Here is a 19,179-nt window from a genome sequence, read left to right on the forward strand (position 1 = left end):
AAATCGTGGAAAAGTTAACAAAAAGGGCGAAAGGCAACTTAACCCTTCGGTCACAGTCCGTTCGTGATCACGCAACACCGTTGGCGCATGGTGACTGCATGACTCGAAAAGTAGCTGAGCAGACCTGTGTGACGGATGGGCGCCCGGTACGCCGGTGGCGGCAGGACGTCGTCGAACTCGCCGCGCTGCTGCGCACATGGTGGACAAGCCGCCACGGTCACGCACCGCCGGACGGGACCGATACAGGCACCGGTCCCGATACCGGCACCGGCATGGCCGCCGGTGCGAGTGTGCTGTGGCGGATGCGGACGACGGTCAAGGACCAGCCGGGGTCGCTCGCCGCGCTGTGCATCGCTCTCGCCGAGCGGCGTATCGACATCCTGAGCCTGCAGACGCATCCGTTGGCCCGGGGCACGGTCGACGAGTTCCTGCTGCGCGCCCCCGCCGACCTCACCGCCACCGAGATCTCCGGGGCGGTGACCCGCGCGGGCGGCGCCGGGACCTGGATCGAGCGGGCCGACGCCCACGACCTCGTCGACGCGCCGACCCGGGTCCTCGGCCTGGCCACTCGTACGGCGCTCGACGCGGCCGAACTGCCGCTGGCGCTGCGCCAGTTGCTCGGGCGGTGCACGATCCGGTCGCTGCCCGGCGGCGACTCGGCGGCACGGGAGGGCGTACCGGTCGAGGGCGCCCTCGAAGAGACGGACACGGTGATGCGACTGCGCGCGCCGGAAGGCGGAGTGATCACCGTGGAGCGGCCGTACCTGCCGTTCACCCCGACCGAGTTCGCCCGCGCGCGGGCACTGGTGGAGCTGGACGCGCGGCTCGGTCCACGCGTCCCGAACGGCCAGGACGTACTGACGCTGCCCCGGGGCAACGCCATCACCGTACGGCGGGCCGACGCGGGTGACCTGGAGGCGGCGAAGGCGATGCACGAGCGCTGCTCGCCGCGCACGTTGTCGCTGCGCTACCACGGGCCGATGGGCGACGCCGATCGCTACCTCAACCATCTGTTGAGCCCGCGTTACGGCCGCACGCTCGCCGTCCAGACGGCGTCGGGGCGGGTCGTCGGCCTCGGTCATCTCCTCTGGGACGGTGACGAGACCGAGATCGCGCTGATCGTCGAGGACGAGTGGCAGCGGCATGGTATCGGCGGCGAGTTGCTTCGGCGTCTGGTGTCGATGGCGCGTGAGGCGAACTGCGAGCACGTGTACGCGGTGACGCAGTCGTCCAACACGGGGATGGTCGCTGCCATGCGGGGGCTTGGGTTGCCGTTGGATTATCAGATCGAGGAGGGGACCTTGGTCATCACTGCTCGGTTGGATGCGGCGCCTGTTGTTTCTCCGTTGCCGTATGACCACAGTTCACGCGACTGAGGGTGTGTTCTTGTCCTGCGGGTTCGTCGTGGCTGGTCGCGCAGTTCCCCGCGCCCCTACGGAGGCGCGGGGAAACCCTGCTTGGCAGTGTCCCGGGGCTCGTACGAGGATGAGTGCATGTCCGACACCAAGAACCCCCTGCCTCGTGAGGTCGCCGACGCCTACGTCGATGATCTCATCGCCCTTGACCCCGTCACCGGTACCTACCTCGGTGTGAAGGAGAGTTCCAGCAAGCTGCCGGACACCTCGCCCGCCGGTCAGGAGGCCCTGGCGGAGCTGGCTCGGACGACGTTGGCACGGCTGGACGAGGCCGAGCGGCGGCCTGGCGCGGACAGTGACATCGAGCGGCGCTGCGGGCGGCTGCTGCGCGAGCGGCTCGCCGCCGAACTCGCCGTGCACGACGCCGGCGAGGGGCTGCGTGCCGTCGGCAACATGCACACGGCCGCGCACTCGGTGCGCGAGGTGTTCACGGTGACGCCGACGGCCACAGAGGAGGACTGGGCGGCGATCGTGGAGCGGCTGCGCGCGGTCCCGGAGGCGTTCCGGGGCTACCGGGAGAGCCTGGCCCTCGGGCTGGAGCGCAAGCTGTACGCGGCTCCGCGCCCCACCGCCACCTTCGTCGGGCAGCTCGGCGAGTGGTCCGACCTGGACGGCAAGGGCGTCGGCTGGTTCGCGGACTTCGCGTCGACCGGCCCCGAGTCGCTGCGCGCCGAGCTGGACGAGGCGGCGCGGGTCGCGGACGCGGCCGTCGTCGAACTCCAGGGCTGGATGCGGGACGTGTACGCGCCGACCGTCGAGGGCGCCCCGAACACCGTGGGCCGGGAGCGGTACGCGCGCTGGTCGCGCTACTGGAACGGCACCGATCTGGACCTGGAGGAGGCGTACGCGTACGGCTGGGCCGAGTTCCACCGGCTCCTCAGCGAGATGAGGCTGGAGGCCGAGAAGATCCTGCCGGGCGCCGAGACTCCGTGGGTCGCGCTGGCCCATCTCGACGAGCACGGCACGCACATCGAGGGCGTCGACGAGGTCCGCGAGTGGCTCCAGGGTCTGATGGACCAGGCGATCGAGGCGCTGGACGGCACGCACTTCGAACTCGCCGAGCGGGTGAAGAAGGTCGAGTCGCGCATCGCCCCGGCCGGCAGCGCCGCGGCGCCGTACTACATGGCCCCCTCGGAGGACTTCTCCCGTCCCGGCACGACCTGGCTGCCGACGATGGGCCAGACCCGCTTCCCCGTGTACGACCTGGTCTCGACCTGGTACCACGAGGGCGTCCCCGGCCACCACCTCCAGCTCGCGCAGTGGGTGCACGTCGCCGAGAACCTCTCCCGCTACCAGGCCACCATCGGCGGGGTCAGCGCCAACTGCGAGGGCTGGGCGCTGTACGCGGAGCGCCTGATGGACGAGCTGGGCTTCCTCACGGACGCCGAGCAGCGTCTCGGCTACCTCGACGCGCAGATGATGCGGGCGGCCCGCGTCATCGTCGACATCGGTATGCACGCGGAGCTGGAGATCCCGGCGGACTCCCCCTTCCACCCCGGCGAGCGCTGGACGCCGGAGCTGGCCCAGGAGTTCTTCGGCGCCCACAGCAGCCGCCCCGCCGACTTCGTGGAGAGCGAGCTGACCCGCTATCTGACGATCCCCGGCCAGGCGATCGGCTACAAGCTGGGCGAACGCGCCTGGCTCCTGGGCCGCGAGAACGCCCGGCGCCGCCACGGCGACGCCTTCGACGCGAAGGCCTGGCACATGGCCGCGCTGTCGCAGGGGTCGCTCGGGCTGGACGACCTGGTGGACGAGCTGTCACAGCTCTGAGCCGACTGGGCGGCAGGGCAAGGTGGTTGTGGGGTGCGCAGGTGCACGCCCCACAGCCTCCTCCACTTCTCCCGCCACAACCCCCGCCGCTGTCCCGGCCGTTGTTCTCGCGCGTCAGCCGGTCAACCGGTGAGCCGCCGCAGTTGTACGAGTCCCACCCACGTCTCCGGTCCCGGCTCCACGTAGGCCGCCCGCACCGCGTACCGCCCCGGCGCCAGCTCGACCCGCAGATGGTCGGTCCGGTCCGTCTCCTTGCCCGGCCACGCCGAGTCGAATAGGAGTACGTTCCCCGGTGTCACCCACGCCCGGTCCGGCTCCCACTCCGCCGCCGCGAGCGCGGCCGGGACACTGGCGAGCAGCTCCTCCTCGGAGTCGGCGGCACACCACCGTACGAAGGTGTCGTGCTCCGGCAGGAACGCGGTCGCGGCCGGCTCGTCGCCGAGGACGAGGGCCGTGGTGTCGCCGACGGGCACGAACCCGATGAGACCATCCACCTCGCAGGCCCGGTCGTAGTCCGTCGACAACTCGTCGCCGTCCGCACCCGCCCAGAAGGGCAACACCGCTTCCGGTACCGCAATGAGCGGCCCACCGCCCGACTCCACCCACTCAACTGGCATGCGCAGCAACCTACACGCAATGCGCGCCCGTAAATTCGCTGTCCCCGGTCCCCGCAGGTGGGCCACCATCGTCTCCATGAACGCCCGAACTCTCTTTCTCTCCCCGCGCGTTACCGCCACCGGCCACGCACTGGCCGACGCGGCACGTCGGCGTGCGATGGGTGTCGAGGTGCTGCGCGAGTGGCGGGTGCCGGAGGAGTGCCGGGCGGCCGAGGGCGCGTCGCTGTACGCCGGTCCGCTGTTCGCGGACGCCGTGGCGGGCGAGTTGGGCCTCGGGCTCCTGGAGGCGGCGCCGGACTGGCTGGCCCGGCTGCCGTACGAACTCACGCACAGGGAGATCGAGTTCAGCACGGTCGCCGAGGCCCGGCAGCTGCGCCGACCGGCGTTCGTGAAGCCGCCGAACGACAAGAGCTTCCCGGCGCGCGTCTATCCGGACGGGAGCCGACTGCCGGGGCCAGACGCGGTCGACGACGGAACGCCGGTGCTGGTGAGCGACATAGTGACGTTCGCCGTGGAGTACCGGCTGTTCCTGCTCGACGGTGAAGTCCGCACCGGCAGCCGGTACTTGACCCACGGCGAGCTGGACGTCGCCGCGCTCGACGAGGACCCTCGGCGCGCGGAGGTGCTGGCCTTCGCCGAACGCCTGCTCTCGCAGGAACTGCCCGGCGCCGTCGTCGTGGACGTCGGTCTGCTGACGGAGTGCTCGGAGTGGGCCGTCGTCGAGGCCAACGCCGCCTGGGCGAGCGGGCATTACGCCTGCGATCCGGACGCCGCCCTGGACGTCGTCCTGCACGCGGCCCGCCCGGACGGGGAGTTCGGGGCGGCCGACCGCGCCTTCCTTCGCTCGCTGCCCGAAGTCGTGCGGGACTGAGGGTCGTTCGGGGGGGGAAGTGGCTCGTACAGGACGGCGTCCTGTACGAGCCCGAGGCCCGCGTTTGCTGCAGCAGTCTTCAGCAGCCGCAGTCCGTCGCGTCCACCGGGGCCGTCAACGCGTCGGTGTCGCGGCGGTCCCGGCCCTCCCAGGTCTCGAACTCGAAGCCCTCGCGCACCCAGTACTCGAAGCCGCCGAGCATCTCCTTGACCTGGTAGCCGAGTTGGGCGAGCGCGAGGGCGGCTCGGGTCGCCCCGTTGCAGCCCGGCCCCCAGCAGTACGTCACCACGGGCACCGCCTTGTCGAGCAGCCGGGCGGCCTGCTCGGGGATCAGGGCCGTCGGCAGGTGGACGGCGCCCGGGAGGTGGCCCTGGTCCCAGGACTCGGTGGAGCGCGAGTCGACGACGACGAAACCGGGGTCGCCGTCACCGGCCGCGAGGGCGGCGGCCACATCGGAGACGTCGGCGTGGAAGGCGAGGCTCACGGCGAAGTAGGCGGCAGCCTCGGCCGGGGCGGCGGGGGCGACGCGCAGGACGGGGTTGACGGCGCCGACGGAACTGACGGCGCTCGTGGCGTTCTCGACGGTCGTGGCGTTCTCGGCAGTCGTGGTGATGCTCATGGTCGGGCCCTCCCTTGACAGGGACTCGCGGCCGAGGTCCCTCACCGGAAAATCTACGGCCGGCGATCCGTTCACCTGAAGGTGTGATCCACGGCTGTTCTCTTGATCAGCCGGTGATTTCCCTGCTATTCCTCGGGCATGAGCACGTTTTCCCCGGACGCCACCGACTGGCGCATCCTCGATGTCCTCCAGCGCGACGGCCGCGCCAGTTTCGCCGAGCTGGCACGGGCCGTGGCAATGTCCCCGAGCGCGGTCACCGAGCGGGTGCGGCGGCTGGAGGAGGCCGGGGTCATCCAGGGGTACGCGGCGGTCGTCGACCCGGAGCGGCTCGGCCTGCCGATCGTCGCCTTCGTCCGGCTGAGGTATCCGAACGGCCACTACAAACCGTTCCACGACCTGGTCGCCGTGACGCCCGAGATCCTGGAGGCGCATCACGTGACCGGGGACGACTGCTTCGTCATCAAGGTCATCGCGCGTTCGATGCGGCATCTGGAGGAGGTGTCGGGCAGGATCGGCACGCTCGGCTCGGTGACGACCAGCGTCGTCTACTCCTCGCCGCTCCCCCGCCGCCCCGTCGGCCAGTGAACGCCGACGCCGCCGCCCTCAGCCACCGCCCCGCTGCCGCACCACCGACCCCGATCTCCCCTTCTCCACCTCCAGTTGGGCGTGGATCCGCCGCCGCAGATCCGGCACATGGCTGACGATGCCGACGCTGCGGTCCCGTTCGCGCAGTGAGTCGAGGACGTCGAGGACCTCGTCGAGCGTCTGGTCGTCGAGACTGCCGAAGCCCTCGTCGATGAAGAGGGTGTCGAGGCGGACCCCGCCGGCCTCGTCCGTGACGACGTCCGCGAGGCCCAGGGCGAGGGCGAGGGAGGCGAAGAAGGTCTCGCCGCCGGACAGGGTCGCCGTGTCCCGCTCGCGGCCGGTCCAGGCGTCGACGACATGCAGCCCGAGGCCGCTGCGGCCCCGCCCGGCCCGGTCGTCCGAGTGGACCAGGGTGTAGCGGCCGGACGACATGCGCAGCAGCCGTGCCGTCGCGGCGGCGGCCACCTGTTCGAGGCGGGCGGCGAGGACGTACGACTCCAGGCGCATCTTGCGTTCGTTGTCCGCCGAGGTGCCCGCGGTGAGGGTGGCAAGGCGGGCCACCCGGTCGTGGGCGGCGCGAAGCGGGGCGAGCCGTCGTACCGCCGACGCCGAGCGGGCGGACAGGCGGTCGAGTTCGCGGCAGCGGCCGGCGGCGGCGTCGCGCGCGGAGGCGGCCTCCCGCAGCCGCCGGGCGGCGGCCGAGGCGGCCTGTTCGGCGCCCGCGAGGTCGGCGGGCGGCTGCTGGGCGGCGGCCACCGTGTCGGGCTCGGCGAGGGCGGCCCGTACGGCGGCCTCCTCCGACTGCCAGGCGTCCAGGCGCCGTTGGAGTTCCCGGTGGGCCGCGTCGTCCAGCAGGGCGTCGGCCGCCGCGCGCGGGGTGTCGAACCCGGCGCGGTAGGCGGCGTCGGCGAGACGGGCGTCGGCGTCCTTGAGTCGCTGGGCGGTGTCCTCGGCGGCGCGGGCGGCCTCGGCCGTGTCGGTGAGCAGCGCGACCTGCCGCTCCAGCTGCCCGGCCCGCACGGCGACGCTCTCGGCGGTGCCCCGGGCCTGCGTCAACTCCTCCTCCAGCGCGGCCCGTTCACGGTCGAGCGTGTCCCGGCGGGCGACCCGGGACGCGGTCCGGACCGCCGCCTCCTGCTGGGCGGCGGTGCGCCGCTCGCGCTCCTGCTCGGCCCGGCGGAGCTGCTCGTGCGCGGAGTGCAGCCCGGAGGCACCCCGCCGCGCCTCCTCGTACCGCCGCTCCAACTCCTCCGCCTGCTCCGCGAGTTGGGCGGTGGGCGCGTCCCCGGCCTCGGCGGTGGCGGCGGCCAGCGCCTCGCGTACGAGGCCCAGTCGGCGTTCGTCGTCGGCACGGCGCTCGTCGGCCCGCTGGTAGGCGGCGAGCGCCCGCTCCTCCGCCTCCCGGTCGACGTGCCCGGCGATCTTCCGCGCGGGCGCGGGGTGTTCGGTGGCCCCGCAGACGGCGCAGGCTTCGCCGTCGCTGAGGTTGGCGGCGAGTTCGGCGGCGATGCCGGTCAGCCGCTGTTCCTTGAGGTCGAGCCAGTGCGCCTTGGCGTCCGTGGCTCGTTCACGCGAGGCGAGTACGTGGGTCTGCGTCTCGTCCGTGTCCCGGGCGAGCGTGTCGCGCTGGCGGGCGGCCCGGAGCCGGTTCTGGGCGGGTTCCCGCTGGACGGCGAGCTGTTCGGCCCGGGTGGCGGCCTCCTGCGCGGACTCGATACGGATCTGGAGGCCCGCCCGGGTGGATTCCCATCCCCCGAGCCAGCTCTCGGCGTCGTGCAGAACGTCCTCGTCGGCGCGCTCCTGGCGGTCCAGGCCGGTGCGCTCGGCGACGAGCTGGGCCAGCCGCTGTTCGGCACGGCGGGCTGATTCGAGCCCGCCCAGTTCCTCGGCGGCCCGGCGTGCTGCGGCGGCCAGTCCTCCGGCGCCGGCGTCCGTGAAGGTGTCCGGCAGCAGGGCACGCGTGCGTGCCTCGGTGTCGGCAGCGCGCCGGTGCTCGGTCTCGGCCGCCTCGCGCAGCTCCAGCGCGGGTGCCACCGCCTCGGCCTTGCGGGCCCGCTCCATCCGCGCCCGCGCCTCCCGGTGCGCGTCCGCCCGCTCCTCCAGCCGCCCGGCCCGCTCCCGTGCCTCGGCGAACCGCCGCTGCAGCAGGGCCACTTCGCGTACGTCGGCCAGCACGATGTCGGCCGCGACCTGTGCGGACTCGGCGGCGGAGCGAGCGCAGTGGGCGATGGTGAGCCGCTCCCGCGCGGTGGATCGGGCGACTGCGGCGGCGCCCATGATGGCCTCGGCCAGCCCCGGCTCCCCCGGTGCGAGGGCCGGCAGCTCCATGGCGTCACCGGCGGCCTGCTGCATCCGGTGGGCGTCGGCCAGCAACTCCGTGTCCCCGTCCCGCACTTCGGCCTCGGCGGCGCGGCGACGGTCGGCGAGGCGCTTCTCGACCTCGGCGAAACGATGGGTGTCGAAGAGGCGGCCGAGAAGCTTGCCCCGGGCCTCGGCGTCGGCGCGCAGGAAGCGCGCGAAGTCGCCCTGGGGCAACAGCACGACCTGGCAGAACTGTTCGCGGCTCATGCCGAGCAGCTGGGTGATCTCCTCGCCGATCTCCTGGTGGGAGCGGCTGAGGTCCTTCCAGGACCCGGCCGAGGAGTCGTACTCCCGCAGCCAGCTCTGCGCCTTGTCGAGGGTCGTGCCCTCGCCGCGCTTCTTGGGCCGCGCCCAGGGCGGCTGCCGGGTCAGCTCCAACCGGCGTCCGGAGACGGTGAGTTCGAGGGTGACCTCGGTACGGGTACCGGGCGCGGCGTGATCGCTGCGCAGGGATCCGCCCTGGCGGGCGCCGGGCACGGAGCCGTACAACGCGTAGCAGACGGCGTCGAGGATCGAGGTCTTGCCCGCACCGGTCGCACCGTGCAGGAGGAAGAGCCCGGCGGCGGACAACTCCCCGAAGTCGACCTGCTGGGCACCGCCGAAGGGCCCGAAGGCGGTGATGTCGAGCCGATGCAGCCTCACCGGGCGCCCTCCGTGTGCAGGTCGCTGTGCGAATCAATGCGGCGAGGGGCGCGGCCCCCGCCTTTCAGGGGCTCGGGGAACTGCGCGAGAAGCCCCACCGGCCCGCACCCGACGTGGTGTCCCGCACTGTTCCGCCCAACCCCCACAGCCCACACCCCGTTCACCGCGCCACCTCCCGTACCGTCTCGTCCGTCCGCACCGCGTCGAACGCGTCCCGCAGGACGCCCCGTTCGTGCTCGTCCGCGCCCGCGCCCCGCACATGCAGGACGAAGTCCTCCGCGATCTCCTGGTCGTCGCGTCCCGCGAGGCGCCGCGCGTAGGTCACGTCCGGGTCGTCCGGTGACCGTTCGGGGTCGAAGGCCAGGTTCAGCGTGTGCGGGAACCGTTCCATCAGCCGGGCCATGGGGTCGGCCGGGCGTACCGCGTCCGTCAGTGTCGCCTCGATCCAGGCGTCCTCGTGGCGGGCGAGGTCCGGATCGGCGAGCAGGTCCTCCAGGTGCCCCCTGATCCGGGCGAGCGCGCGGGGCACCGGGCAGTCGACGCGTTCGGCGGTGACCGAGCCGTCGCCCGCCAGGTCGATCAGCCACATGCTCTTGCGGTGGTCGGCCTCGGAGAAGGAGTACGGCAGCGGGGAGCCGGAGTAGCGCACGCGCGCGGTGATGGTCTGGCAGCCGTGCAGATGGCCCAGAGCCACGTAGTCGACGCCGTCGAACACGCCCGAGGGCACGGCGGCGACCCCGCCGACGGTGATGTCCCGCTCGCTGTCGCTGGCCTCGCCGCCGGTGACGAAGGCGTGGGCGAGGACGACGGCACGGGTGCCCTCCGCGCGCGTGGCGAGGTCGGCGCGGACCCGGTCCATCGCGGCGGCCAGGACGCTCTCGTGGCCCGCCTTCTCCACGCCGAACTCGTCCTTCACCAGCGCCGGTTCGAGATAGGGCAGGCCGTAGAACGCCACGTCCCCGGCGGCGTCCTTGAGGACCACCGGTGTCCCGGCCGCCGACGGGTCGGTGCGCAGATGGATGCCCGCGCGGCCGATGAGCCCGGCGCCGACACCGAGGCGGCGGGCCGAGTCGTGGTTCCCGGAGATCATCACCGTCGGCACCCCGAGGTCCGCGAGCCGGTGCAGGGCGTCGTCGAACAGCTCGACGGCGGCCAGCGGGGGCACCGCCCGGTCGTACACATCACCCGACACGACCACCGCGTCGACCTCGCGTTCGCGCGCGACGGTGACGAGGTGGCCGATGAACTCGGCCTGCGCCCCGAGCATGTTCACCCGGTGGAAGGCGCGGCCGAGATGCCAGTCGGACGTGTGCAGCAGTCTCATGATCCCCGAAACTAACAGCCGGGTCTGACATCACGGGCGGTTACTCCCGTATCGGCCCGATCTGCGGCCCCCGAGGCCGTCGTGCCGCTCACGCGTCCCCGTACGCCTCTCCGCCCAGCGCGAACCCCGCCGTACCCGCCGTCGCGTCCGCCAGCCATCCCTCGAACGCCGCCACCTCGGCGTCCGGCAGCCCGATCTCGATCGTGACCGCCTCCCCGTACCGCACCTCGCGCACCTCGCGCCCGGTCGACCGCAGGTCGTTCTGGACCTTTCCGGCCCGCTGGTGGTCGACGGTCACCGTGGCCAGCCGGAACCGGCGGCGGGTGCGGGTGCCGAGCACGTCCAGGGCCTCGCCGACCGCTCCCCCGTACGCCCTGATCAGACCGCCCGCGCCCAGTTTGACCCCGCCGTAGTAGCGGGTGACGACGGCGACGACGTACCGCATGTCGCGGCGCAGCAGCATCTGGAGCATGGGGACGCCCGCGGTGCCGCCCGGTTCGCCGTCGTCGCTCGCCCGCTGGACGGCGGCGTCGGCGCCGATGACGTACGCGTAGCAGTTGTGGGTGGCGTCGGCGTGCTCCTTGCGGACGGCCGCGATGAACTCCTGGGCCTCCCGCTCGGTGGCCGCGGGGGCGAGGGCGCACAGGAAGCGGGAGCGGTTGACCTCGGTCTCGTGCGTCCCCGCGTGGGCCACTGTGCGGTACTCGTCCGGCATCCGGCCACCCTAGTCCGTGGTCGAGGAGACGTTGTCGGGGGTCGCTGCGGAGGGGCCGTTGTCAGTGGTGGGTGGCATGCTCTGGCGGCATGGACAAAGTGGAGTTCTGGCAGCTCATCGAGGTGGCACGCGAGCGGGCGGCCGACCCGGACGCCAGCGGGGCGGTCGCCGGGGAGGCGTCGGCCCTGCTCGCCGCGCGCCCGGCCGAGGAGATCGTCGCCGCTCAGCAGGTGCTGTGGGACCTGATGGCCGACTCCTACACGAACCCCTTGTGGGCTGCCGCCTATCTCGTCAACGGCGGCTGCTCGGACGACGGTTTCGACTACTTCCGCGGATGGCTGATAGCCCAGGGGCGCGAGGTCTTCGAGCGCGTGGTCGCCGACCCCGACACCCTCGCGGAACTGCCCGTCGTGCGGTCAGCGGCGGCCGACGGCCCGGAGCCGGAATTGGATCTGGAGGGCGAGGACGTACTGAGCATCGCCTGGAACGCGCACATCGCGGCGACCGGTGAGCAGCTTCCCGCCGGCGCGTTCACGATCCGGTATCCGGAGCTGGACCCCGCCTGGGACTTCGACTTCGACGACCGGGAGGAGACGACTCGCCGGCTGCCGCGGCTGGCCGGGCTCCTCCTGGGGTAGCCGAGGGGTCAGTGGGGCGGTTTCCCGCGCGGCACGATCAGGTCCGTGAGCAGGGCGGTGCCGGGTGCGAGGTCGTGCCAGCCGGTGCCGCGCCAGGCCAGGACCGCGATCGCGGAGGTCGGGAACTTCTCCCGTACGACGTCCAGCGCGTCGTCGGTCCCGTCCCCGGCCAGTTCCAGCACCAGTTCCTCCAGGCCGGGGTTGTGCCCGACCAGCAGCAACGTCTCGACGGTGGACGGGACTTCGCGTACGACGGCCAGCAACTCCGGTACGTCCGCCCCGTACAGCCTCGGGTCGTGCCGGACCGGCGGTGGGGTGTCCCATTCGGCCGCCGCCAACTCCCAGGTGCGGCGGGCGCGTTCGGCGGTGGAGCACAGGGCGAGGTCGGGGAGGCGGTCGGCCTCGGCGAGGGCCCGTCCTGCGGCGGGGGCGTCGCGCAGGCCGCGGGGGCCGAGGGGGCGGTCGTGGTCTTCGACGCCCGGCGGCCAGGCCGACTTGGCGTGCCGCAGGACAACCAGCCGGCGGAGCGGGTTCCGGCCCTGACCCTGGCCCTGGTGGTCGGTCATGTCAACGTCCCGATGTCGCGGGTGAGTTCGAGGCCGAGGATGCGGTCGGCGTAGGCGTACGTCTCGAAACGGGCGCCGTCCGGCAGCCGGTCGAGGGTCTCCACGCGGCGCAGGACGTCCAGTACGGCGGGTACGTCCAGGTCGTTCTCCCAGGCGGCGCGCAGGTCGCGGCGCAGGGTGTCGGGCACCGGCCGGGACGGCTGCTGCGCCCAGACGGCGACCGAGCCGCGCCAGTGCGCGAGCGTGCGGTCCACGTCGGACAGGGCGGCCGGGGTGAGACGTACGGGCTCGGAGCGGGGGTGGGCGAGCAGGGCGAGACGGAGGACGGTGGGGTCGGTGTCCCCCGGGAGGTTCATGGGGACCGAGGAGTCGGCCCGGGCCACGTCGAGGTGGATGCCCTCCGCCGCCCGGTCGCCCCGGCTCACCACATGGAGCTGCTGGCTTCCCGCCGGTTCCGGCCCGACGTCGCGGCGGTCCTCGAAGGGGCGGATGCCGAGGGCCGCGGCGGCCACCCGGAGTTCAGCCATCTGCTCCTCACCGGCCACCACGGCCCACGCGGGGGTGCCGCCCACCTCCAGGGCGCGGACGAGGACGTCGGCGACCAGGAGCACGCGGAGGGTGGTGGCGTCGAAGCGCTGGGTGTGCGCCTCGACGCGGGTCAGGGCCCTGCGGGCCGGGGCGGCGACGACGGGGTCGCCGGTTCGGGCGTCGATGATGCGGAGCACGCTGCCGAGCGTAACGCTCCGCTGGTTCGGCGGGGTGTGTGGGCGGGGGTTGTCGTTGTTCGTCGGGTGCGGGTTCGTGGGGGCTGGGCGCGCAGTTCCCCGCACCCCTGGGAGGCGCCCCTTCGGGGCTGCCTCCCAGGGTCCCGGCGGTTTGGGTCCCGGTCAGCGGGACCTGGGGAGGTCGCTCGGGGGCTTTACGCGCAACTTATTGATTGTACCGACCGTTAGGTCTACTTTACCGGCACCAACCTCCCCACATCCCCAGAGTCGGAGCCGTGCTCTGGATGTCCCGCTCACCTCGGAAGGCCGCCATGTCCCAGACACAGACCGCCGCCCCACAGGAACACGAGAGATCCCTCTCCACCAGGCGCAACGTCCTCGTCGTCGTCGCGCTCGTGTGGACCGTCCAGCTGGTCGCGCTGATGGCCGCGCTGTCCGGCATCTCGCAGGCCGAGATCGCGATCCATTTCAGGACCACCGAGATCGCCTGGTTCACCCTGATGACCCTCCTGACGGGGACCTTCTTCCTGCCCTTCGCGGTCAAGGCCGCGGCGCTCTTCGGCAAGAAGAAGGTGCTGCTCGTCGCCACCGGGCTGGGCTTCGTCGGTGACCTGATCGCCGCCGTCGCCACCGACTACCGCACCCTGCTGATCGGGCGCGGCATCGCGGGCGTCTACGCGGCCACCGCCCCGCTCGCCTACGCGATCACCCGCGACGTGTTCCCGCGCCGCTGGGTCGGCCTCGCGAGCGGCATCCTGGCCGGCGGTGTCGGTCTCGTCGCCTTCGGCGGGCCGTTCCTGTCCGGCTGGCTCCTGGACGACTACGGCTTCCGCGGGGTGCTGTGGTTCATGGCGATCAGCACCGCCGTGAGCTTCGTGCTGGTGGCGTCCTTCGTGCCGGAGAGCCCGATCCGCGAGGCGGGCGGCCGGATGGACTGGCTCGGCGGCATCCTCCTCGGCGGTGGCATCACGGCGCTCGTCTACGCGGTCGGCCAGGGCTCGCACTGGGGCTGGGACAGCGGGAAGTTCGCCGCCTGGGTCGTCGGGGCGCTGATCGCGCTGTTCGTCTTCGTCCTCGTCGAACGCCGCGTCGCCGAACCGCTGTTCCCGCCGGCCATGACCCGGCGCCGCTCGGTGTGGACCGTGCTGCTGGCGACCTCCATCGCGGCCGGTTCGCTCAGCGCGGTCGGCGTCGTGATCCAGATGCTGATCCTGATGCCGAAGATCCCCAACGTCTCCGAGGGCCTGGGCTGGTCCGGCACCCACAACGCCATCGTCACCAGCCCGATCAGCGCCATGATCATCGTGGCGGCCGTCGGCACGGGCTTCGCCGCCCGCCGGATGGACGCCCGGATCATCCTGGGCGTCGGCTCCGCGCTCACCGTCCTCGGCTACGGCATCGGCACCCAGCTGCACCACAGCGCTCCCCAGATCGTGGGCATGGGTGTGATCGCGGGCTTCGGCACGGGTGTGGTGATGGCCATCGTGCCCATCATGATCATCGAGGTCGTCACCCCCGAGGAGCAGGCCCTGGCCAACGGCGCCCAGACCCTCGGTCAGGGTGTCGCCCAGATCATCGTGTCCCAGCTGGCCTTCGTGGTGATGGCCCAGCACGGGGCGATCCTGCACGGCACCCAGTTCTACCTCGACACCGGCTTCACCAACGGCCTCTGGCTGGTCGTCGGCTGCTGTGCGGTGGGCACGGCGCTGGTCTCCCTGATCCCCAAGAGCAAGCGCCTCGACGAGGTCCAGGCGGGGCAGGCGGTCGCCTGACCGAACGGCTTCGACACAGGACACCGGCCCGGCCGCTTCCCCGAAGCGGTCAGGCCGGTCCCGCGTTTCCTGGCGCGTCCGATGCACTTCGGTTCCGTCAGCCGAGCGCCGCGACCTGCGCGAAGGGCCGGCCTCAAGGGCCGGCCTCGACCGAGCCCGGCGGTCAGTCAGCGGGCAGGCCGAACCAGCGGAGGAGTACGGGTCGTGCGTCGTCGGGGGCGTCCTCGCGTCCGCGGGCGTAGCGCGCGAGCAGGGCGATGTAGTCGTCGTGGAAGGCGTCCAGTTCAGCCTTCGTGAGGTGGGCGAGGCTGCGTGAACCCCGCATCCAGCCTTCGGAGTCCGCCTGTGCGGCAGTGAACTGCCGGGCCAGCTCGACGTCCTCCTCCATCCTCATCCGGTCCAGCTCGGCCGACATGGCGCGCTCGGCCTCCGTCAGCTCACCCTGCGGCGGCCTGCGGATGTCGAGGCCACGCACCCCACGCCACCAGCGCTCACGCCCGGTGGAACGCTCGGGGATGTCCTCGATCAGGCCGCTGCGCTCCAGCATGCGCAGGTGGTAGCTGAGCGTCCCGGTGTTCTCGCCGAGGGCGGCGGCGAGGGTGGTCGAGGTGGCCGGACCAGCCGTGCCGAGGTGGCGCAGGATACGCAGGCGCAGGGGGTGCGAGAGCGCCTTGAGCACCTCGGGACTGTCGACCGTGCGCCGCGCTGCGGCTTCCTCTCTCCGCTCTTCCTTCATGGCGGCAGTGTACCCAGATGGCAGCGAATTCTCTGCAGACCTTCCTCTGCAGACAAATCTCTGCAATGCTGTGACGCATGACGCCGAACCGATTGACCTTGAACCGTGCTGTCCGCCGCCTGACCAGCGCCGCCGTGGGCGCCCTGCTGGTCGGCCTCGCGCTGGGAGCCGCACCTGCCCATGGAGCCGAACAGGCCGCGGATCCGCCCGGGTTCGACTTCTCCGCCTGTCCGACCGTCGACGAGTTGCCCCCGGGTGCGGTCCTCGGGGCCTGGCGCTGCGAGGTCATGCACGCCACAGGGCATCTCCGCATTGGCGCCGTCGACGAGGCGCTCACCGAGCCCATGAAGATCACCTTTGCCGAAGGCCGGGTCGACGGTGAGTTCCGCCAGGTCTTCGGGGAGATGAGCGCCGCGCCGATCCGGGTGACAGGCACCCCGTTGACCCTGACGCCGAGGTACGGCGGCTACTCGGACTTCCTGTCCGACGACACGCGGCGCGGCGAGTTCGACATCAGGTTCGCCATAGGCACGGTGCACGGGCCGGCCCGGCCGTCGTCGGGCTGCTCGGTGGGCAGCGACAAGGACCCGGTGCACCTGGTACTCAAGGACACCGATCCCACCAGGGTCATATCCAAGGACCCCTTGGTCGTCGCCTTCGGCGCCCAGGACGTGGAGTTCGCCGCCCCGGGCACCAGCGGCTGCGGCCCTCTGCGCCGCGCGCTCGACCGGACCCTGGCCCTGCCGTCCGCAGCGGGAACGAACGCCTTCGATCTGGATGTCACGGTGGCCATCCGGCCCTACGCCTAGCCAGTGCTGTACGTCTGGCCAGTGCCGTGACCGAGCCCGCCGGCCGCCTACCCGCGCAATGCGCGCGGCCTGCTGTGGGGGCAGCCAACTGCGGACTCAGGGTGAGCCGAAGGGCGTTCTCGGCCTAAGAAGAAGGGTGCCGAAATCCGTCGCTGGGAACTCCCCCAGCGACGGTCCGGCTCACCTGTGGATCGGGCCCGCGGTCACCCGCTGACCGCACCCGCCGCCCGGCGCTCGCCCCTACTCTGCCCCGGGCACCGAGAGGTGTCGGAACTGGTGCTTGAGGAAGGAGCCGGACCACGCCATCAGGTCGGTCGGGACGTAGTAGTCCTTCTCGTCGTTGATGGTGTCCCAGTTCGCCGCGACGTCCTCGACCGTCGCCGGGCCGTCCTCGTGGACGTACCCTTCCGTCGACCCGATGAACAGACGGGCGAAGCGGCCCGCGCCCGCCGTGTAGATCTCCCCGTTGACCGGGCAGCTCTCGTGCGCGAGGTACGCCACCATCGGTGCCGCCGCGCCCGACGGCATGTACGGCTGGCCGGGGACCGGCTGTACGTCGTCCGGCTGCTCGCCCCCGCCCATGCGGGTCATCGCCGCCGGTGCGATCAGGTTGACCTTGATGTTGTGCGGCTCGCCCGCCAGCTTCGCGCTGCGGGCCAGGCCGACCGTGCCGGCCTTCGCCGCCGCGTACGACAGGTTGTTGTCGAGCCCGAACATGCCGCTGGAGGTGGTCAGTACGACCCTGCCGTACCCCTGTTCCACGAAGTGCGGCCACGCGGCTCGCAAGGTGTTGAACGAGCCGACGAGGTGGACGTCGAGATGACGCTCCAGGTTCTCCGCCTCGATCTCCGGCAGCCCGGCGTACCGGATGATCCCGGCGTTGTTGACGAGGACGTCGATCCGGCCGAAGGCGTCGATCGCCGTGTCGATGATCGCCTGGCCGCCGGCCGGCGTCGACACGTCGTTGGTGTCGGCGACGGCCGTGCCGCCCGCTGCCGTGATCTCCTCGACGACCTTCTGCGCGGGACCGATGTCCGCGCCGTCGCCCTCGATCGACCCGCCAAGGTCGTTGACGACGACCTTGGCGCCCCGCTCGGCCAGCAGCCGGGCGTAGGCCCGGCCGAGGCCCCGACCCGCACCGGTGACGACGGCGACGCGTCCTTCGAAGCTGAACTCGCTCATAGGTGACTCCTGTTGTACTGCGGTTGAAAGACGTTCGCCGTCTGCGGGGCGCTACCGAAACCACCGGCCCCGCCAGGCCCCCCGGGCCCCGGGCCCGGGCAGAGCGCAGGGTCCTGCCAGGACCAGCAGGTCCGGGCAGAACCACCGGGTCCGGGCAGACCACCAGGTGCTTCCGCGGCCACCACGCCCGGCCAGGACCACCAGGTCAGTCCCGCCGGGACCACCAAGTCGTGCCAGAACCACCGGGTCCGAACAGAACCAGCGGGTCCTGCCAAGACCACCGGGCACCGCCAGTGCCACCAAGCCCTGCCAGAACCACCAAGCCCCGCCGGAATCCCGGGTGCTACCAGAACTCCCGGGTGCTACCAGAACTCCCGGGTGCTACCAGAACTCCCGGGTGCTACCAGAACCACGAGTTGCTGTCCGAACCACGAGTGCTGTCCGAACCACCCGGCACTGCCAGAACGACCCGATATCACCCGGCACCACCCGGTACTACTCGGCACCACCCAGTGCCACCCGGCAGTAACCGGTGGTGCTACCACCCCCGACCACCCACTACCAGGTGACCGGCAGCTCGCTGATGCCGAAGGCGAGTGCGTCCGCCGGGCGGAAGTCCAGTTCGTCGCGGTCTACCGCGAGGCGCAGGGTCGGGACTCGGCGGTAGAGCGTGCCGTAGACGACCTGGAGTTCGATGCGGGCCAGCTGCTGGCCGAGGCACTGGTGGATGCCCCAGCCGAAGGCGACGTGGTGGCTCGCCTTGCGGGTGAGGTCCAGTTTTTCGGGGTCCGGGAACGCCTCCGGGTCCCAGTTGCCGGCGGGCAGCGCGGCGATGATGCCGTCGCCCGCCTTGATCTCGACGCCCTCGAACTCGAAGTCCTCGGCGGCGATCCGGCGCTGTCCGAGCTGCGGGACGGTCAGATAGCGCAGGATCTCCTCGACCGCGTTGGCGACGGCCTTCGTGTCGTCGATCTCGCGCAGGTTCGCCAGCTGCCCGGGGTTGTCCAGCAGCAGCGCGGTGCCCAGCGTGATCATGCTGGAGCTGGTCTCGTGACCGGCGATCAGCAGGATCATCGACAGCATGACGGCCTCGGGAAGGTTGAGGTCACCGTCCTTGATCCGCGCGGCGAAGTCGGAGAGCACGTCCTCGGCCGGCTCCTCCATCTTCTTCTGGAGCAGGTTGGCCAGGTAGCCGCCGAGCGCCGCGTTCGCCGCGTTCTGCTGCTCGACCGTCTTGTCGCTCCTGGTGGCCCACTGCGCGTGTTCCTGGAAGAAGTCGTGGTCCGCGTACGGCACTCCGAGCAGCGCGCAGATCATCAGCGAGGGCAGCGGCAGCGACACGGCGGTCACCAGGTCCGCAGGCTTCGGGCCCGCGAGCATCTGGTCGATGAGTTCGTCGGTGAACTGCTGGATCTGCGGGCGCAGCGCCTCCATCCGGGGGCGCGTGAACGGACGGGTCATCATGCGCCGGATCCGCGTGTGGTCCGCGCCGTCGGCGTTGAAGATCGTCAGCGGGTGGTGGGGAGCGCCCTCCGCCATGACGTGGTTCGGATACGGGAACCCGGCCTGCTTGTCGTTCGAGCTGACCCGGGGGTCGGACAGGATCGCCCGCTGGGCCGCGTGGCCGGTGACCAGCCAGGGGGTGCTGCCGTCCCAGATGCGGGCCCGGGAGACCGGTGCCTTGTCGTGCAGGGCGCGCAGTCCGGGCGGCGGGGCGAAGGGGCACTCGGCGTCCCGGTCGTCCTGGTAGAAGTACACCTGCTCGTCGGGGGCGAGCCCGGTCTCTGCCTCAGCCATGGATTCTCCTCAAGTGGTAAGGGCGGTACTCACTG

General features: G+C 71.8%; 17 protein-coding genes. 7 read left to right on the top strand and 10 right to left on the bottom strand.

Translation table 11 applies throughout. The annotated features are described in order from the left end of the window. Positions 1 to 98 precede the first annotated feature (98 nt). Both CW359_RS23405 and CW359_RS23410 read left to right on the top strand, forming a co-directional pair. Positions 99 to 1,376, top strand: a complete 1,278-nt coding sequence (locus CW359_RS23405; protein ID WP_105972058.1) for a GNAT family N-acetyltransferase — start codon at positions 99 to 101, stop codon at positions 1,374 to 1,376. A 117-nt stretch (positions 1,377 to 1,493) separates the two neighbouring features. After that, entirely contained in the window at positions 1,494 to 3,185 is a 1,692-nt protein-coding gene (locus CW359_RS23410) for a DUF885 domain-containing protein (RefSeq protein ID WP_105972059.1), read from the top strand. 122 nt (positions 3,186 to 3,307) lie between these two features. On the opposite strand, the gene CW359_RS23415 is transcribed toward CW359_RS23410, so the two are convergent. Continuing rightward, positions 3,308 to 3,802 (bottom strand): immunity 21 family protein, encoded by a 495-nt coding sequence (locus CW359_RS23415; protein ID WP_105972060.1) that lies wholly within the window; start codon positions 3,800 to 3,802, stop codon positions 3,308 to 3,310. Positions 3,803 to 3,878: 76 nt separating this feature from the next. On the opposite strand from CW359_RS23415, the gene CW359_RS23420 reads away from it, so the two are divergent. After that, on the top strand, positions 3,879 to 4,673 hold the full coding sequence (locus CW359_RS23420; RefSeq protein WP_105972061.1) for an ATP-grasp domain-containing protein: 795 nt from the start codon (positions 3,879 to 3,881) through the stop codon (positions 4,671 to 4,673). 79 nt (positions 4,674 to 4,752) lie between these two features. Here the strand turns inward: CW359_RS23420 and CW359_RS23425 are convergent, their stop codons facing one another. Then, positions 4,753 to 5,292, bottom strand: coding sequence for a rhodanese-like domain-containing protein (locus CW359_RS23425; protein WP_105972062.1), 540 nt, complete (start codon positions 5,290 to 5,292; stop codon positions 4,753 to 4,755). A gap of 138 nt (positions 5,293 to 5,430) precedes the next feature. On the opposite strand from CW359_RS23425, the gene CW359_RS23430 reads away from it, so the two are divergent. Further along, positions 5,431 to 5,877, top strand: a complete 447-nt coding sequence (locus CW359_RS23430) for an Lrp/AsnC family transcriptional regulator (protein ID WP_105972063.1) — start codon at positions 5,431 to 5,433, stop codon at positions 5,875 to 5,877. Positions 5,878 to 5,895: 18 nt separating this feature from the next. Here CW359_RS23430 and CW359_RS23435 read toward each other — a convergent pair whose 3' ends face one another. The 3 genes from CW359_RS23435 to CW359_RS23445 all read right to left on the bottom strand — a co-directional run bounded on the left by CW359_RS23435 (position 5,896) and on the right by CW359_RS23445 (position 10,919). Next, positions 5,896 to 8,880, bottom strand: a complete 2,985-nt coding sequence (locus tag CW359_RS23435) for an AAA family ATPase (protein ID WP_105972064.1) — start codon at positions 8,878 to 8,880, stop codon at positions 5,896 to 5,898. A 160-nt stretch (positions 8,881 to 9,040) separates the two neighbouring features. Beyond that, positions 9,041 to 10,204 carry an exonuclease SbcCD subunit D gene (locus tag CW359_RS23440; RefSeq protein WP_105972065.1) on the bottom strand — a complete coding sequence of 388 codons (1,164 nt, stop codon included), beginning with the start codon at positions 10,202 to 10,204 and terminating at the stop codon, positions 9,041 to 9,043. An 88-nt stretch (positions 10,205 to 10,292) separates the two neighbouring features. Then, positions 10,293 to 10,919 carry a YigZ family protein gene (locus CW359_RS23445; RefSeq protein ID WP_105972066.1) on the bottom strand — a complete coding sequence of 209 codons (627 nt, stop codon included), beginning with the start codon at positions 10,917 to 10,919 and terminating at the stop codon, positions 10,293 to 10,295. 89 nt (positions 10,920 to 11,008) lie between these two features. On the opposite strand from CW359_RS23445, the gene CW359_RS23450 reads away from it, so the two are divergent. After that, entirely contained in the window at positions 11,009 to 11,557 is a 549-nt protein-coding gene (locus CW359_RS23450; protein WP_105972067.1) for a DUF4240 domain-containing protein, read from the top strand. An 8-nt stretch (positions 11,558 to 11,565) separates the two neighbouring features. On the opposite strand, the gene CW359_RS23455 is transcribed toward CW359_RS23450, so the two are convergent. Continuing rightward, positions 11,566 to 12,123 (bottom strand): SixA phosphatase family protein, encoded by a 558-nt coding sequence (locus CW359_RS23455; protein WP_105972068.1) that lies wholly within the window; start codon positions 12,121 to 12,123, stop codon positions 11,566 to 11,568. Next, positions 12,120 to 12,848 (bottom strand): hypothetical protein, encoded by a 729-nt coding sequence (locus tag CW359_RS23460; protein WP_105972069.1) that lies wholly within the window; start codon positions 12,846 to 12,848, stop codon positions 12,120 to 12,122. Before CW359_RS23460 ends, CW359_RS23455 begins: the two co-directional genes overlap by 4 nt. Positions 12,849 to 13,159: 311 nt before the next feature. Between CW359_RS23460 and CW359_RS23465 the strand changes: the two genes are divergently transcribed. Further along, complete coding sequence (locus CW359_RS23465) at positions 13,160 to 14,620, top strand: MFS transporter (RefSeq protein ID WP_105972070.1); 1,461 nt, start codon at positions 13,160 to 13,162, stop codon at positions 14,618 to 14,620. Positions 14,621 to 14,783: 163 nt separating this feature from the next. On the opposite strand, the gene CW359_RS23470 is transcribed toward CW359_RS23465, so the two are convergent. After that, a complete protein-coding gene (locus CW359_RS23470) occupies positions 14,784 to 15,356 on the bottom strand; it encodes an ArsR/SmtB family transcription factor (RefSeq protein WP_105972071.1) in 573 nt (190 codons plus the stop codon). 98 nt (positions 15,357 to 15,454) lie between these two features. On the opposite strand from CW359_RS23470, the gene CW359_RS23475 reads away from it, so the two are divergent. Beyond that, complete coding sequence (locus CW359_RS23475; protein ID WP_157968623.1) at positions 15,455 to 16,165, top strand: hypothetical protein; 711 nt, start codon at positions 15,455 to 15,457, stop codon at positions 16,163 to 16,165. 240 nt (positions 16,166 to 16,405) lie between these two features. Here the strand turns inward: CW359_RS23475 and CW359_RS23480 are convergent, their stop codons facing one another. Next, positions 16,406 to 17,347 carry an SDR family NAD(P)-dependent oxidoreductase gene (locus CW359_RS23480; protein WP_105972073.1) on the bottom strand — a complete coding sequence of 314 codons (942 nt, stop codon included), beginning with the start codon at positions 17,345 to 17,347 and terminating at the stop codon, positions 16,406 to 16,408. A gap of 558 nt (positions 17,348 to 17,905) precedes the next feature. Next, a complete protein-coding gene (locus tag CW359_RS23485; protein WP_105972074.1) occupies positions 17,906 to 19,144 on the bottom strand; it encodes a cytochrome P450 in 1,239 nt (412 codons plus the stop codon). Between the last annotated feature and the right edge of the window lie 35 nt (positions 19,145 to 19,179).

This window comes from Streptomyces geranii (genome assembly GCF_002954775.1).
GTDB lineage: Bacteria > Actinomycetota > Actinomycetes > Streptomycetales > Streptomycetaceae > Streptomyces > Streptomyces geranii.

Coding starts and splice junctions, on each gene's coding strand:
- CW359_RS23405 (WP_105972058.1), top strand. CDS start 99: ATGACTCGAAAAGTAGCTGAGCAGACCTGTGTGACGGATGGGCGCCCG.
- CW359_RS23410 (WP_105972059.1), top strand. CDS start 1,494: ATGTCCGACACCAAGAACCCCCTGCCTCGTGAGGTCGCCGACGCCTAC.
- CW359_RS23415 (WP_105972060.1), bottom strand. CDS start 3,802: ATGCCAGTTGAGTGGGTGGAGTCGGGCGGTGGGCCGCTCATTGCGGTA.
- CW359_RS23420 (WP_105972061.1), top strand. CDS start 3,879: ATGAACGCCCGAACTCTCTTTCTCTCCCCGCGCGTTACCGCCACCGGC.
- CW359_RS23425 (WP_105972062.1), bottom strand. CDS start 5,292: ATGAGCATCACCACGACTGCCGAGAACGCCACGACCGTCGAGAACGCC.
- CW359_RS23430 (WP_105972063.1), top strand. CDS start 5,431: ATGAGCACGTTTTCCCCGGACGCCACCGACTGGCGCATCCTCGATGTC.
- CW359_RS23440 (WP_105972065.1), bottom strand. CDS start 10,204: ATGAGACTGCTGCACACGTCCGACTGGCATCTCGGCCGCGCCTTCCAC.
- CW359_RS23445 (WP_105972066.1), bottom strand. CDS start 10,919: ATGCCGGACGAGTACCGCACAGTGGCCCACGCGGGGACGCACGAGACC.
- CW359_RS23450 (WP_105972067.1), top strand. CDS start 11,009: ATGGACAAAGTGGAGTTCTGGCAGCTCATCGAGGTGGCACGCGAGCGG.
- CW359_RS23455 (WP_105972068.1), bottom strand. CDS start 12,123: ATGACCGACCACCAGGGCCAGGGTCAGGGCCGGAACCCGCTCCGCCGG.
- CW359_RS23465 (WP_105972070.1), top strand. CDS start 13,160: ATGTCCCAGACACAGACCGCCGCCCCACAGGAACACGAGAGATCCCTC.
- CW359_RS23470 (WP_105972071.1), bottom strand. CDS start 15,356: ATGAAGGAAGAGCGGAGAGAGGAAGCCGCAGCGCGGCGCACGGTCGAC.
- CW359_RS23480 (WP_105972073.1), bottom strand. CDS start 17,347: ATGAGCGAGTTCAGCTTCGAAGGACGCGTCGCCGTCGTCACCGGTGCG.
- CW359_RS23485 (WP_105972074.1), bottom strand. CDS start 19,144: ATGGCTGAGGCAGAGACCGGGCTCGCCCCCGACGAGCAGGTGTACTTC.